The organism is Streptomyces swartbergensis (assembly GCF_002148965.1).
GTDB lineage: Bacteria > Actinomycetota > Actinomycetes > Streptomycetales > Streptomycetaceae > Streptomyces > Streptomyces swartbergensis.
The window spans coordinates 1-14411 of the sequence record NZ_NGFN01000067.1; the positions used below are offsets into that span (position 1 = coordinate 1).

General features: G+C 72.3%; 7 protein-coding genes. 1 reads left to right on the plus strand and 6 read right to left on the minus strand.

The annotated features are described in order from the left end of the window. Positions 1-280 precede the first annotated feature (280 nt). Positions 281-523: a PHD finger domain-containing protein gene (locus CA983_RS47835; RefSeq protein WP_244206863.1), complete on the minus strand. Its 243-nt coding sequence runs from the start codon at positions 521-523 to the stop codon at positions 281-283. A gap of 864 nt (positions 524-1387) precedes the next feature. Then, complete coding sequence (locus CA983_RS13600) at positions 1388-1618, minus strand: DUF5132 domain-containing protein (RefSeq protein ID WP_279628433.1); 231 nt, start codon at positions 1616-1618, stop codon at positions 1388-1390. 252 nt (positions 1619-1870) lie between these two features. On the opposite strand from CA983_RS13600, the gene CA983_RS13605 reads away from it, so the two are divergent. Continuing rightward, positions 1871-2083, plus strand: a complete 213-nt coding sequence (locus tag CA983_RS13605) for a hypothetical protein (RefSeq protein WP_086601155.1) — start codon at positions 1871-1873, stop codon at positions 2081-2083. Positions 2084-2087: 4 nt separating this feature from the next. On the opposite strand, the gene CA983_RS13610 is transcribed toward CA983_RS13605, so the two are convergent. The 4 genes from CA983_RS13610 to CA983_RS13625 form a co-directional block, all read right to left on the minus strand. Continuing rightward, positions 2088-3329, minus strand: coding sequence for an acyl-CoA dehydrogenase family protein (locus CA983_RS13610; RefSeq protein WP_244206867.1), 1242 nt, complete (start codon positions 3327-3329; stop codon positions 2088-2090). A 74-nt stretch (positions 3330-3403) separates the two neighbouring features. Further along, positions 3404-3628: an MbtH family protein gene (locus CA983_RS13615; protein WP_086601157.1), complete on the minus strand. Its 225-nt coding sequence runs from the start codon at positions 3626-3628 to the stop codon at positions 3404-3406. Positions 3629-3885: 257 nt separating this feature from the next. Next, complete coding sequence (locus tag CA983_RS13620; protein ID WP_244206869.1) at positions 3886-6225, minus strand: ABC transporter ATP-binding protein; 2340 nt, start codon at positions 6223-6225, stop codon at positions 3886-3888. A gap of 137 nt (positions 6226-6362) precedes the next feature. Beyond that, entirely contained in the window at positions 6363-14186 is a 7824-nt protein-coding gene (locus CA983_RS13625) for a non-ribosomal peptide synthetase (RefSeq protein WP_086601158.1), read from the minus strand. Positions 14187-14411: the final 225 nt, after the last annotated feature.

Below are 14411 nucleotides of genomic sequence, written 5' to 3' on the forward strand. Positions count from 1 at the left end.
GGTCCACGCCGCCGGCGGGTGCGCGGTCGGCGATGGTGTGGGGCTCGTGGGCGTGGTCGGGTGTGATGTCGGCGGGCACGGTGTCCTCGGTTTTCCGGCCTGCGGGACGGGTCGGCGGTCGTCCGGCCCGCGCGTGGGTCTGCGCACGAGCCGGAGCCACCGTGAGGAAGCACCCCTTGTCCGCGGTCTGACGAGCAGACCCGATGGGTGTCCGTTTTCGCCTTGACTGCCCCCTGACCGGACGGTGTCCGTGACCGACGCCACGTCGCCGGGGCGGAGTTCAGCGGGCAGGCCGGGTGCTGGACGGCGAGGCTCCGCGCCGCCAGTGCGAGGGCTTCTGGCCTCGGAAGGTCTCGCCGCTCTCGATCCGGGCCTTGTTCCGGGCGAACTCCTGCTCTGCTGCGGACATCTGCCGGGGCGGGCAGCCGGGGTGTCCCCAGCGGTCGGTCACCTTCGTGATGACCTCGCCCTCGGCGTAGTCCTTGAAGCAGGCCGGGCAGGTGCCCGGGTACGCGGCGCGCACCGAGCCGCGCGGCAGGGCACCGCCTTCTTCGCCGCCGGCTTCCCGCCGCCCGCCTTCTTCTTCGCTGCCTGCGCCCGCTTGACCGCCTCGCGCTGCGCCTTGCCGGGCCGCTTCTTCGGCTGCTGCCCGCGTGCCGCCTTCGCGGCCTTCTGTGCCGGGGTCTGTCCCACGCGCGGATCGTAGAGCCGACTCCTGGCGGCCGTCGCGCGCCACGCGCACCGGCCACCGGGAACGGCGGCGCGCGGAGGCGCACCAGTGCGCGCGGCGCGATGAGTTGCGCATGATGCACCGCACTCCCCCCACCCGATGGTGCGCACCGAGTGGACTGCACAGCGCACCGAATGCGCACCACGGTGTCGTCCACTCCCCGGTCGGTGATGCGGGAGTGGACGCCACTCTGCGCACCGCGCACCGGTCCTACGGACAGTGACGGTGCGGGAGGGAGATCTCCCCTCCGGTGAAGCGCATCGCGGGCCGGTGCACGGCATCGACGGGACGGTGGCGAGCGCGGTCAAGGGGAAACACCGAAAAGTCGTGGCTGGTCAGGGTTGCATGTCCCCGCGAGGGCGGCCCGTGTGCCCGGTAGACGACCTGGACAAGGGCCGACGAGCGAGCAGACGACCTGTGTTCCGGCGCGCATGTCGAGGTCCGTGCGCCTCGCGGCGGCCGCGACCTCATCGGCGGTGATCTGCTCTGAGGTGAGGGTCAAGCGGACGAGACGGTACACACGCCGAATTCGGCCACGCTCCCGCCATGAACGCCGGCGAGACCCGCGTACGGCTCGAAGCCGGCCTCACTCGGGCCGACATCGACCACTACGTCGAGCAGCGCCCGGACGCGCATCGGCTTCTGCGTTCCCGCTGGTCAAGGGGTCGCCGTGGTCGGGCGAACCTTCTTGGCGGTCTGGCGTGGCACCTCCGACCCCTCCTTGAGGTCGGCGGCGAACACCTCGGCGGTGGCTTCGGCGGCGATGTCGCTCAGGTCCTCGTTGATTTCGTGGGCGACTCGCCTGGCGTCCAGCGCCAGCTTTACGGAGGACTTCACAGTCCCGCGGACGATCTTTTTGATGAGGGGCGCGGAAGCGGCCCCGATCAAGAAGACAGGAATCACAGGAAGCATCGCCAGTACAGCCTTTCTCACACCGTGCCGACATTTTGTGTCAGCACCCTCGAATAAACTGAGTCTAGTGCCCCAAAGTCGCCATCGCCAGAATAACCCCAGATGGTTCACCCTTTCGAGTACACCGGTCACACCCTTTGATCTCCCCTGCCTTTATGGTGCCCTAGCATGCACCATGGTGCGCCGAGGCGCCCTGTCTTCCAGTTTATTCTTGAGGCGGGAGTTCACATGGAGAAATCCGCGACGAGCGGGCCGGATGGGGCGCTCGAAACCACGGCGGAGGAAATTCTTTACTCCGCCGAAGTGCGCCATTTACAGGGAAAGTGCACCCTCACCATCAATGACCATCTACAGGGAAAGGTGGAGGTCTACGTGGTGCCCAAAAAGGCGGTGCAAAAACTCCCGTTCTATCTTTCGATGCTCAGGAGCAAACTCGATTGAACGCTCACGGCTTTCGCTGCGTCACCAGCGGCACGCCCGGCCCTGAGCCCGCCAGCAGGGACTGGGCCAGCACGCTGTACAGCGTGTCGTTGGGGCCGTCTGCGATGCGCAGCCCGCGGATGTCCCGCAGCCGCTTTTCCATGGGGACGCACCGGGTGTAGCCCTCACTGCCGTGCAGCTGAAGCCCGATGTCGACGGCGCGGTAGGCCATGTCCGTGGCCAGGGCCTTGGCGGCGGAGCAGGCCGCCACATCGACGTCTCCCTCCTGGTCCATCCGTTCCAGGAGGGAGAAGCACCAGGCCGTCGCAGCCTGGACCTCCGCCGCGGCGATGCCGAGCCGGGCGACGACGGAGGGCACGTTCGCCAGTGACGTCCGGCCCACGCTGCGCCGGCGGGCGCGGTCCATCGTCTCCTCGATCGCGGCGGTCGCGGCGCCCAGACAGACCAGAGCCATCATCAGACGCCACCCGGAGAAGTGCGTGTCGAAGATCCGGCGGCCGTCGCCGGGCGCCCCCAGCAGGCAGTCCTTGCCGACCCGCACATTGTCGAAGTGCAGATGACCCATGCTCCACCCCCGCAGACCGAGGGGGACGGTGGTCTCCGACAGCACGCCGACGGTCTGCGTCGGCAGCCACAGCGCCGACAGCGGCACCTCACGCAGCCACACGCCGCCGTCATGCCGCGTGGCAGCTTGCTCCGGGTCGACGACCTTGCAGAAGACAACGAAACCGGTGGCCTCCTCCACTCGGCTGACCAGGCCCTTGGTACCGGAGAGCAGGAGATGGTCGCCGTGGTCGACCGCCACGGTCCGCAGGCCGCGCAGATCCGACCCGGAGTGCGGTTCGCTCGACGCCACGCCCGCCAGCTCGCCCCCGTCCACGACACGGTCGCGGACGGCTTGGACCACGAGAGGCGTGCCGTATCTGAGCGCCATGGCGCCATGGCCCGTGCTGAAGATCTCCCGCGCGTCGCAGTCCCGCCGCCCAGCCAGGAACATCGCCAGCCCCTGGGCGACTCGCTCGAGGCCCGGGGGAACGAGCGGGACCGCGTCGCGGGCGCACGCGAGGTCGAATCCCGTCAGGCCCGCCTCCGCGGCGCGCCGCCGCAGGTCGAGCCAGGGTGGGCGGCCGCTCTCCTCCGTGACCGGTTCGGGCAGGTGCATGTCCAGGAAGTCGGTGACGCGGGCGGCGAAGTCCTTCAGTGCGGGATGGCGGGAAAGCGCGGCGCGGGATTCTGAGAGAAACACGTGCGGTCCTGACGGCTCGAAGGAATGAACGGGTTCACCGAGGCGGGGTCCGAGCGGCTCGCCGGCCAATCGCCTCACCCCCCGGCGTCCGTCGCCTCGGCGAGGCTGCGCGGCCGCATGTCGGTCCACGCCTTCTCGATGTGGTCGAGGCAGGCCTGCCGGGTGTCCTCGGGGTGCGCGACGGTCCAGCCGTCGGGCACCTCGGCGAAGGCCGGCCACAGCGAGTGCTGGCCCTCATCGTTGACGAGCACGAGGAAGCGGGCCTCCTCGTCGTCGAAGGGATTGGTCGCGTGCGTCATGTCAGCTCTCCGTTCCGGCCCCGGTGCGCGGCCCGAGGCGCGACTCGTGTGTGAAGGAGGGTGCTCGGGGCCTGTGAGTGCCGGCGGCATGGTGGAGGCGTATGGCATTGTGCGGTCACCCTTCCGGGTGAACCGAGGGGGTGACGATACGTCCGAACCGCGTACGGCGAGGTGCGGATCCGACTATCATCATGCCAGGTCAGAGGCGGTTTTCCGGAGTCTTGCAAGGGTTGCCACCCGAACGAATGACAAACGTTTCAGCGAACCGGCCGCGCTGTCGTCCCGGTGACCGGCGCACGTCCGTTCGCCTTCCCGGACTGCAGGTTCCACAGGGTGCTGTACGTGCCGCCGCGCGTCACGAGTTCCTCGTGCGTACCGTGTTCGGCCACCCGTCCGCCCGGGCCCATCACATAGATCCGGTCGGCGCCCTGGACGGTGGACAGCCGGTGGGCGATGACCACCATGGTGCGGTCCTTGCCGAACACCTGGAGGGCCTGTTGGATGACGGCCTCGGTCTCGTTGTCGACGGCGGAGGTGGCCTCGTCCAGGACGATGACCGGTGGGTCGCCCAGGATGGTGCGGGCCAGCGCGATCCGCTGTCGCTGCCCGCCGGACAGCGCGGCGCCCCGTTCACCGACCCGGGTGGCGTAGCCGTCGGGCAGGGACTCGATGAAGGTGTCCGCTCCGGCGGTGCGGGCGGCGGCGGCGACCTGGTCGTCGGTGGCATGGAAGGTGCCGTAGCGGATGTTCTCCGCGATCGTCGCGTCGAACAGGAACGGCTCCTGGGTGACGTATCCGATCGCGCGCCGCAGGTCGGGCAGGGCCAGTGTGCGCACATCGGTGCCGTCGAGCAGCACCTGCCCGGCGTCGGGGTGGTGAAAACGCATCAGCAGTTTGGCGATCGTGGTCTTGCCGGCGCCGCTGGCGCCGACGAGCGCGGTGGTCCGGCCCGGCGGGATGACCAGGGAGGTCTCCCGGAGCGCCGGTGGTCGGCCGGGATAGGCGAAGGTCACCTGGCGGAGTTCGATCTCCCCCTTCACCTGTCGGGCAGGCACCGGGCGGCCTCCCTCGACGGGTTCGACGGGCAGCTCCCGCAGCCGTTCCACCCGCTCCAGGGCGGTGACCGCGCGCTGGTACTGGTCGGCGGTGCTGCCCAGCCGGGACAGCTTCAGCATGGCGATGCCCGGCATCTCGATCAGCGGCCCGAACGCCGCGGTCGACAGCGTGCCGCTCAGCACGGCGCGACCGCCCAGGAGCACCGTGCCGACCAAGGCCGAACCACCGGCCAGGCGCAGGATCTGCGGCGGGATCGCCGCGGTGCGTCCGGTGGCACGGTTGGCCTCGCTGTACTCGCGGTTCAGCTCGGTGATCCGGGCGATCTCATGGTCCTCGGTGACCGCGGATTTGATGGTGGTGTGAGCGTGGAGGTTCTCGGTCACCCTGCTGTTGAGCCGGGCGCGTTGCTCGTCGGAGGCGGCGTTGGCGGCGACCGCCCGCTCGTGGAAGCGGAAGGACAGCCACGCGACGAGCGGGATCGGCGCGAAGGCGATCCAGGCGATCTGGGGGGCGAGGAAGAGGAAGGCGGGGACCAGCAGCGCGAGGCTCGCAACCATCTGCACCACGTCGTTCATGTTCGACGCGACAAAGGTGCTGATCTGCCCGATGTCCTCGGACAGCACGGCGTTGACCCGGCTGATCCGCTCGTTCTCCAGGTCGGCCGGCGCCATCCGCTGGATGTGCTCGTAGCTGCGGGTGCGCCAGTCGTCCTCGATGTCCTGCGCCAGCCGGCGCCAGATGACACTGGCGCCGTAGCCGGTGGCCGCCATGGCGAGGCAGGCCGCGCCGGCCGCGCCGGCGAGCAGGGACAGCTGACCGGTGACGGTGGCGATGCCGAGTCCGGCAAGGGTCGCGCTGCCACCCTTGGCGACCAGCAGCACGATCGAGGGGCTGAGGGCGAACAGCGCGATCTCCGCCATCTGCGAGAGACCGGACAGCAGGGCGGCCAGACCGAACTTCCGTTTGTGCGGGCCGATGATGCGCCGCAGGGCGTGGCCGCGCGGCGCGGTGCCGTCCGCTTCCCGCTGGGCGCGCTCTGATGTGCGCCATGCTCGTCGGACGACGCCGACCGTCGCGGCGGTGGCAAGCCCGAGGGTGAGCAGGGGTCGGCTGAGCAGCTTCAGCAGGAAGGGGCCGCCGGCGACGGCCGCTGCCAGGGCGCCCGCGGCTCCGAGCACCTTCGGCACCCGGCTGCGGGCGCGGCCCTCGGGCGCGCGGTGCGCCGCTCGGCCACCGGGGTGGCCGGCGCCCGCGGTCTCACTCCGCGGTGCGGCGGCGCGGCCCAGCAGGTCCGCGGCGCGCGCCCGCAGGGCGGCCAGGGTGTGGTGCACCGTCCGGTGCAGCACCCGGGCGGCGTCGCGTGGGCTGAGGGTGTGGTCGTGCCGCAGCAGCACCCGGCCGGTGACCGGGCTGACGTGCGCCTCCTGGATGCCGCAGGCCTGCCGCAGGGACGCCTCGGTCAGCCGCGCCACGGTGGGTCTGCCCCGGACGTGGTCGACTTCCCAGCGCTGGCGGCCGGGCACGATCGAGCGCGGTCGCATCCGCACTCTCGTCGGGGCGGGGTGGGTCGGGGTGTCAGCGGGTGGGCTGTCGAGCAAAACCATCGCCACAATCACTGGTTTCCGGCGGGTGTACCGCCAACGGCAAACATTGCTACGCCTACGGCATACGGCTACGGCTACGGCTTCGGCTGGGGCACGCGCTCCCGCGGCTGTTCGACGAAGCCCCAGTAGCTGCGGATCGCCGCCTCGTCGAGATCGGGGATCGCGATCCCCGCGTGCCGCAACCGCTGCACGGTCCGGTCGTTGCGGAACTCCAGGACCGGCTGCCGGGCGGTCGGCGGCCGCTGGGCGAACTCTTCGAGATACGCCTGGTAGGGCAGGATCGGCAGGTCCTGCCCCCGCTCGGTCGCGCGGCGCAGGCGGTGCAGCCACGCGGTGAGCGGAAGTTCTTCGGAGTGCGTCCCGCGCAGCCGGTCGCGCACGGCCAGGAAGGCGCCGGGCCCGATCGTGCGCGGATGGTGGAGGTGGTGCACGGAGCCGGTCCCGTCGCCGTGGCCCAGCAGTGCCACGAGCGCGCCGGCGAGGACGTCGACGGGGAGCAGGGTCTCGTCGAGTCCCGGGTCCGCCGGATGGCAGCCGAGCGCCGCGCAGCTGGTGAGCAGCCGGGAGAACATGTCGTCCGGATTGACGGCGCCGGTCGCGCTGTGCGCCCAGATGCGGCCCAGCCGGTAGATCCCGCCGCTCGCCCCCCGCTCGAAGGCCTGCTCCACGAGCCGGTCGGACACCCACTTGCTCGCCGCGTAGCCCCGGCCGAAGGGATGCCGCTCGCCGTCGATCGGTGAGTCCTCCGTGACCACGCGGGCGTCGTACCCGGGCCGGAACACCCCGAGGGTGGAGAGGTGGTGGAACGTCTTCGGCCGCCCTTCGGCCGCCAGTTGCAGCAGGCTCCGGGTGCCGTCCACGTTGGCCGGCTTCAGGCGTCCGTAGGGCGAGAGGTGATGGACGTGCGCGCCGCTGTGGACGATCATGTCGATCGTCTCGCGCAGCTGTGCCCAGCCTGCCGGACCGACCCCGAGGCCGATGGCGGCCAGGTCGCCGCGGACGATGTTCAGCCGTGGATCGTCCAGCCGTGCCGTGAGCCCGTAGCCGCGCAGTGCCGCGGCCAGGCGTTCCCGGGCCTGGGCGTCGGTCCGCGCCCGGACCAGGCAGTGCACCCGGGCCGCCGTTCCCTTCAGCAGCTCAGGCAGGAGGAACGCGCCGACGAATCCGGTGGCTCCTGTCAGCAGGATCTCCCGCGGGTCGCCGGCCGGCCGGGCGGGCGGGGTGAAGCGCAGCGCGGGGCTCAGTTTCGCTTCCGAGGCGGGCACGTACGACGTTGCCGCGTGCGGGTCGTCCGCGCGCAGTCGTCGGGCCAGGCCCGCCGGCGTCGGTTCCTCCAGGAGCGCCGACAGACCGAAGGGGACGGCCAGGGTGTCACCGATCCTGCTCGCCAGCCGGGTGGCGAGCAGGGAGTGGCCGCCCAGGGCGAAGAAGTCGTCGTCGACGCCGACTTCGGGCAGGTCCAGCACCTGGGCGAACAGGGCACACAGCGTCCGCTCCTCGGGCGTGCCGGGGGGACGGCCGCTCGCGGCGGTGGCGGTGAAGTCCGGAACGGGCAGGGCGTCGCGGTCGAGCTTGTCGTTCGGCGTCAGTGGTAGGGCGTCCAGCGTCGTGAAAGCGGAGGGCATCATGTGGGCGGGAAGGCGCCGCCGGAGGAAGGACCACAGTTCGGCGGGGTCGGTCCGGGCTCCCGCGACGGGAACCGTGTAGGCGGCCAGGCGCAGTTCTCCGCGGTGGTCGGCGCGGGCGACGACGGCGGCGTGGGCGATGCCGGGGTGGGTGGAGAGGACTGCTTCGACCTCGCCGGGTTCGACGCGGTGGCCGCGGATCTTGACCTGGTCGTCCGCCCGTCCGGCGAAGACGAGTGGTCCGTCGGCGCGCCGGCGGGCCAGGTCTCCGGTCCGGTACATCCGCGTGCCCGGCGGACCGTACGGGTCGGCCACGAAGCGCTGGGCCGTCAGGCCGGGACGGCGCAAGTAGCCACGCGCCAGTCCGGCACCGGCCAGGTACAGCTCACCGGTGACGCCGGGGGGCACCGGTCGCAGCGCCGCGTCCAGCACGTAGGCGCGGGTGCCGGGGACCGGCCGTCCGAGGACGGGGGTGTCGGCGCTGTCGAGCCGTGCGCGCACCGAGTCCACGGTGCACTCGGTCGGGCCGTACATGTTGTGGGCCGTCAGTGCGTCCACCGCCCGCAGTTCCCGCCACAGCGGCTCGGGCAGTTCCTCGCCGCCGAGCACGGCCACGCTCGGCCGCCAGGCGTCGTGGGTGAACAGGCCGCGGTCGATCAGCACCCGCAGGTACGAGGGCGTCACGTCGACCGAGTCGACCCGGCGGTCGACCAGCCAGGCCACGAACCGGTCGGCGTCCGTCCAGGTCGCGGTGTCCGGCACGTGCAGCTCGTGACCGTCCATCAGGGCCGCCAGCTGGCCCCAGGAGGCGTCGAAGGACACCGAGGCGGTCAGCGCGACCCGCAGGGGCCGGCCGCCCAGGCGTTCGGCCGCCGGGCGGAACACCTCGTCGCGGTACTGGGCGGCGATGCCGGCCACACTCGCGTGGCGGGTGACGACTCCCTTGGGTGTGCCGGTGGAGCCCGAGGTGTAGATGACGTAGGCCGGGTGGTCGGGGGACAGCCGGGGCTCGGGGTCGGTGTCCGGCATTCCGGCCAGCTCCGCCGCGGTCTCCGGCGCGTCCAGGAGAAGTCGCGGTGTCCGCGGCGCGTCGTGCGGCCAACTCGGGCTTCCCGTGGGGGGATCGGCGGTCGCGGCGGTGGCCGTGTCGGTGAGGAGCAGGACGGGCCGCGCGTCGGCGACCATGGCCGCGAGGCGCGCAGCCGGGTAGCCGGGGTCCAGCGGCAGATAGGCGGCTCCCGCCTTGAGTACGGCGAGCAGGGCCACGACGAGGTCACCCGAGCGTGGGAGGGCGACGCCGACGATGTCCTCGGCTCCGACGCCGTGCGCGGCCAGGGCGTGGGCGACGCGGTTCGCGCGGGCGTTCACCTGGGCGTACGTCAGCGCGGTGTCGTCGGCGGCCACGGCGACCGCGTCGGGGGTGGCGCGGACCTGCGCGTGGAACAGCTCGGGAATCGTGGCCGCGGGCGGCTGTGCCGTCGCGGCAGTGGCGGGGCCGGCGCCGTCGAGGAGGAGCCGGCGTTCGTCGTCGCTGAGGACGTCGATGCGGCTGATCGGGCGGTCCGGGTCGCGGACTGCCGCTTCCAGCAGGCGGGCCCAGCGTGCAGCCAGGTCCTGCACCGTGCCGTGGTCGAACAGGTCGGCGGCGTAGTCGAAGGTCACGTTCAGGCCGAGGCACTCGCCCTGGTCGGAGCGCTGTTCGTACACCCCGATGTCCAGGTCGAACTTGGCGGTCGCGGTCGACACCGGGACGCGGGAGGAGCGCAGACCGGGGAGGGTGAATCCGGTGCTGTCGTCGGCGTCGAGGGAGAGCGCGATCTGGAACAGCGGGTGGCGGGCCTGGGACCGCACCGGGTTCAGGGTCTCCACCAACTGCTCGAAGGGGGCCTCCTGGTGGGCGTAGGCGGCCAGTGCGGTGCCGCGTACGCGGTCCAGCAGTGCGGTGAAGGCCGGGTCGCCGGAGGTGTCGGTGCGCAGCACCAGGGTGTTGACGAAGAATCCGACCACGTCGTCCAGGGCCCGGTCGGTACGGCCGGCGATCACGGTGCCGACCGGCACGTCGGTGCCGGCGCCCAGCTTGGTCAGCAGTGCCGCAAGGCCCGCGTGCAGCACCATGAAGAGGCTGGCTCCGGACCGGCGTGCCAGTGTGGTCAGGGCGGTGTGCAGCTGCGCGTCGATCCGCAGGGGGACGCGTCCGCCCTGGTACGAGGCGACGGCGGGGCGGGGTCGGTCGTACGGCAGCGGGAGTTCTTCGGGCAGGTCCGCCAGGGCGTCGGACCAGTAGGCGAGCTGGCGGTGCAGGAGTCCGCCGGGGTCGTCCTGGTCGCCGAGGAGGTCGCGCTGCCAGAGGGTGTAGTCGGTGTATCGCGCCGGGAGCGGTTCCCAGTGCGGCTCCTCGCCCCGGCGGCGTGCGGCGTAGGCGGTGGCCAGGTCGCGGGCCAGAGGCGCCAGGGACCAGCCGTCGGCGGCGATGTGGTGGACCGCGATCGCCAGGACGTGCTCGGTGGGGCCCAGGGCGAACAGCTCGGCGCGCAGCGGTGGTTCGATCGCCAGGTCGAAGGGGTAGCGGACGGCGTCCAGCAGCCGTGCGTGCAGGGCCTCCTCGTCGTCGATCTCGGCGACGGGCAGCGTCGGACGGGCCGTGGACGGGTCCAGGATCCGCTGACGGGGTTCGCCGTCGACCTCGGGGAAGACGGTGCGCAGGCTCTCATGCCGGTCCACCACGTCGCCCAGTGCCTTCTCCAGCGCGTCCCGGTCGAGTTCACCGGTCAGCCGCTGGACCAGGGGGATGTTGTAGGTGGGGCCGGGCCCTTCCGCGCGGTACAGGAACCACAGGCGCCGTTGGGCGTGGGAGAGGGGGGCGGGCTCCTCGGGGCCGGCGAGCGGTCGTTCACGGGCGGTCAGGGCCGGGCGGCGTTCCCGGTCCGCGCCGTCCAGCCGGTCCGCGAGGAGGGCCACGGTGGGGGCTTCGAACAGCGTGCCCAGGCTCAGGTCGACGCCGAGCACCGCCCGGATGCGGGAGAGCAGGCGGATCGCCAGCAGCGAGTGGCCGCCCGCGTCGAAGAAGTGGAGGTCCATGCCGGCCGTGGGCAGTCCGAGGGCCTGCGCGAACAGTTCGCACAGGAGCTGGTCCCGGGGCGTGCGCGGGGCCGCGCCGGACGGGACGGGTGCGTCCTCGGGCTCGGGCAGGGCGGCGCGGTCGAGCTTTCCGTTGGGCGTCTGCGGCAGCGTGTCGAGCAGCACGAACTTCGACGGCACCATGAAGGCGGGCAGGCGCCGGCGCAGGTGTTCCCGCAGCAGTTCGGGCCGTGCCGGGTGCTCGTCGGCCGGCACGACGTAGGCGACGAGCCGGAGATCGCCCCGCCGTCGGTCCGGGAGGGCCAGCACCGCGGTCTGCGTCACGCCGGGGCACGCGGCCAGCGCGGCCTCGACCTCGCCCGGCTCGATCCGGAATCCGCGGATCTTGACCTGGTGGTCGGCTCGGCCGATGTAGTCCAGCTGGCCGTCGGAGCGCCATCGGACCACGTCACCGGTCCGGTACATGCGGCTTCCCGCAGGGCCGTAGGGGTCGGCCACGAACCGCTCGGCTGTCAGCGCCGGTCGTCCCAGGTAGCCGCGGGCGAGGGAGGGCCCGGCGACGTACAGCTCCCCGGTCGCGCCCTGCGGCACCAGCTGGAGCATGGCGTTGAGCACGTAGAGGCGGCTGCCGGGGATGGGGCGTCCGATGGGCGGGGCCGCGTCCGAGGGCACCAGTTGGTCGCTCATGGCTGCGGCGACCGTCGTCTCCGTCGGCCCGTAGCCGTTGACCATGCGCAGACGCGGTGCCCACTGGGCCACCACGCTCGGCGGACACGCCTCTCCGGCCACCATCACCGTCGACGCGCACAGGTCCGTCTGGGACACCGCGGTCAGGGCCGACGGCGGCACGATCGCGTGGGTGACGTGCAGGCGGGGGTCGGTGAGCGCGGACACCGGGTCGGTCACGGGAGCCGGCACCAGCGCGGCCCCGTTCGGCAACGCGGCGCACAGCTCCGCGACGGAGGCGTCGAAGCTGGGCGTGGCGAACTGCAGGATTCTGCTGTCGGGGGTGACACTCAGCAGGCGCGTCTGACGCTTCGCGAGAGAGGCGATGCCCGTGTGGGTGACCACCACGCCCTTGGGCCGCCCGGTCGAACCCGATGTGTAGATGACGTACGCCGGGTGGCGCGGGTCCGCGGTGATGCCCGGGTCGGTGTCCGGGAAGCCCTCGGCGAGTTCGGCCACCTGTCGCGGGTCGTCGATGACCAGGGCGGCGCGGGCGTCGGCCAGCATGTAGTGCCGGCGCTCCGCAGGGTAGGCCGGGTCCACCGGTAGGTAGGCGGCACCGGCCTTGAGCACTCCCAGGACGGCCACCGTGAGTTCGGCCGAGCGGGGCAGGACGAGGGCGACGAGGTCCTCGGCCCCGATGCCGCGACCGGCCAGGGCGTGCGCGAGCCGGTTCGCGCGCGCGTTCAACTCCCGGTAGGACAGGGTGCTTTCGCCCGTGACCACGGCGTCCGCGTCCGGGGTACGGCGCACCTGCTGTTCGAACAGCGTCGTCAGGGGGACGGCGGGGGCACCCGCCTGGGAGGCGTCTCCCTGCGCGAGCAGGCTCCGGCGCTCCTCGGCCGGCAGAAAGTCGAGCAGGCCGACGGGGAGATCGGGGTCGAGGTCCGTCATGTGCCCCAGGAGGTGCAGCAGCCGCCGCCGGCAGTCCACGAGGCCGCTGTCGTCGTACAGTCCGGGCGCCGCGTGCAGGCGCATGTGCGGGCCGGAGCCGTCCCGCCGGTCCCACACCATGATCATCAGGTCGGCGCCGAGCGGGAAGGACAGGTTGTGGGCGGTGCACGAGTGGCCCGCGAAGGAGATGTTGTAGTCGAACCCGATGAGGTTGACCATCGGGGAGTACGCCACCCCGGGGCCGCGCGAGAGTGCGAGGTCGCGGTGCAGGTCCTCCGCGCGGTAGCGCTGGTGCTCCACGGCTTCGCGCATCTTGGTGTCGACCTGGGCCAGCAGCTCCCGCAGCGGCATGTCGGGCCGGATCGTCAGGCGTACGGGGACGCTGTTGGCCAGCATCCCGGGCGTCGCCCGGGTGGCCGGAGCGACGCGGCCGGCCACCGTCAGCCCGAGCACCACGTCCCGGGCGCCGGTCAGCCGTTGCGTGTACAGCGCCACGGCGGCGAAGACGAGCCGGAACCGGGAGACCTCGGCGCGCGAGGCCGCCGCCTTCAGTTTCCGCGGGTCCGGGAGCGGCAGCAGGTCGGTCCGGGGGATGTGTCCGAGGGCCGGGGCTCCGGACGGTCGCCGTTGCGCGGGTACGCCCGGTTCCCGTCCCGTCCCTTCCGTGCCGGGCGCGGACCCGGCGGTCCCGGCCGGTGTCCGGGCGACGGTCCCGGCAGCGGTTCCGGCGGTTCCGGCGGTTCCAGCGGTTCCGGCGGTTCCGGCGGTTCCAGCGGTTCCGGCGGTTCCGGCGGTTCCAGCGGTTCCAGCGGTTCCGGCGGTTCCGGCGGTTCCAGCGGTTCCGGCGGTTCCAGCGGTTCCGGCGGTTCCAGCGGTTCCAGCGGCGGTCCCCGTCCATCCGGACAGCTGCCGCAGCCAGTACTCCCGGTCCGCGATGCGGTCCTCGGAGTCGCGGTAGTCCTGGTCGGCGCGGACCAGTTCCGACAGCGGGCCGAAGGGGCAGGGGCCGGGCTCCTCCCCTCGGGATAGCGCCGTGTACACCGCCGCGACCCGCCGGGCGACGAGGGCGTAGCCGAAGGCGTCGATGGCGGCGTGGTGGTAGGTGTGGTACCACCAGTACCGGTCCGGCTCCAGCCGGAACAGCGCGTAGCTGAACAGCGGGCCGGAGGCCGGGTCCATGGGCCGGGCCAGGTCGGCGGAGATCCACGCCCGGGCGGCGGCGTCCGGGTCGGGTGCGTCACTGACGTCGACGAACGGCAGTGTCCAGGGCAGCTCCGGCTGCAGGATCTGGACGGGTCCGTCGTCACCGGGCACCAGGCGGACCCGCAACGCGTCGGTCTCGGCCACCACGTGGCGCAGTGCCGTCTCGAACAGGGCGGGGTCGACCGGGCCGTGGATCTCCAGGTACTCGCCCAGGCGCAGCGCGGTGTGCAGGCCCGGGGAGTGCTGCTCGGCGAGCCATACTTCGCGCTGCCCCGCGGTCAGCGGCAGGATCTCGCCCGGCGCCCGGGTGACGTCGTCGGGCGGCGCCGCCGGGCCGCCCCGGTGCTGAGCGGGAAGCTGGTGCTGGGACAACGAGGAACCTCCTGTGCTGCCTGGAACCCCTGGACCCGAACGGCGGCGACCGGGCGTCTTCCGTCACTCATCGTGGCAGCCAACAGGGCATATTCAGCACTTGGGGGAACAAAGCCACCCGAAGGAATGACGTACCGTGCGCCCGGCCTCCCCGCCGGAACCGCGCCAGGACCGGGCCGGGACCGCGCCGGGACCGCGCCGGGACCGGGCCGGGGCCGGGCCGCG

Bases quoted from the DNA above. Each gene is read 5' to 3' on its own strand.
- CA983_RS13605 (WP_086601155.1), top strand. From the start codon at position 1,871: ATGGAGAAATCCGCGACGAGCGGGCCGGATGGGGCGCTCGAAACCACG.
- CA983_RS13615 (WP_086601157.1), bottom strand. From the start codon at position 3,628: ATGACGCACGCGACCAATCCCTTCGACGACGAGGAGGCCCGCTTCCTC.
- CA983_RS13620 (WP_244206869.1), bottom strand. From the start codon at position 6,225: ATGCGACCGCGCTCGATCGTGCCCGGCCGCCAGCGCTGGGAAGTCGAC.